Annotated in this window: 1 protein-coding gene; it reads right to left on the reverse strand. The window is 57.7% G+C overall.

Annotated elements, in window-relative coordinates:
- Positions 1-659, reverse strand: a 659-nt coding sequence (locus A3730_RS25175) for a ribonuclease E/G (protein WP_156501354.1), incomplete at both ends; no start/stop codon positions are given.

Genomic DNA, 659 nt, shown 5'->3' on the forward strand with positions numbered 1-659 from the left:
ATCTTGTGCTGGAAGTCCTGCATCACCTGCTGAACAAAGCCCTGGGCTTCGTCGTAGACTTTTTTGGAGTCGATCAGCACTTCGCCGATGTCTTTGCGCAGGTAGTCGCGGATGGCGCGAATGATGACGTTGGATTCCTGATAGATCAGGAAGGGCGCCTTGCGATCCTGGGAGGCATCGTCAATGGAGGTCCATAGCTTCAGCAGGTAGTTCAGGTCCCACTGCAGCTCTTCAGCACTGCGGCCCAGCCCGGCGGTGCGCACGATCACGCCCATTTCGTCGGGAATGGTCAGTGCACCCAGCGCTTCTTTCAGTTGCGCGCGCTCTTCCCCTTCGATGCGACGGGAGATGCCGCCGGCACGGGGGTTGTTGGGCATCAGTACCAGGTAGCGGCCAGCCAGGCTGATGAAGGTGGTGAGGGCGGCGCCTTTATTGCCGCGCTCCTCCTTGGCCACCTGAACGATGACTTCCTGGCCTTCCTTGATGACTTCCTTGATGTTAACGCGACCCTGAATGTCTTTGGGGTCTTTCTGGAAGTACTGGCGGGAAATTTCCTTGAGGGGAAGGAAGCCGTGGCGCTCGGCGCCGAAGTCTACAAAAGCCGCTTCCAGGGACGGTTCTACCCGGGTGATCTTGCCTTTGTAAATGTTGGCTTTTTT

It is taken from the genome of Alcanivorax sp. HI0044, assembly GCF_001634945.1.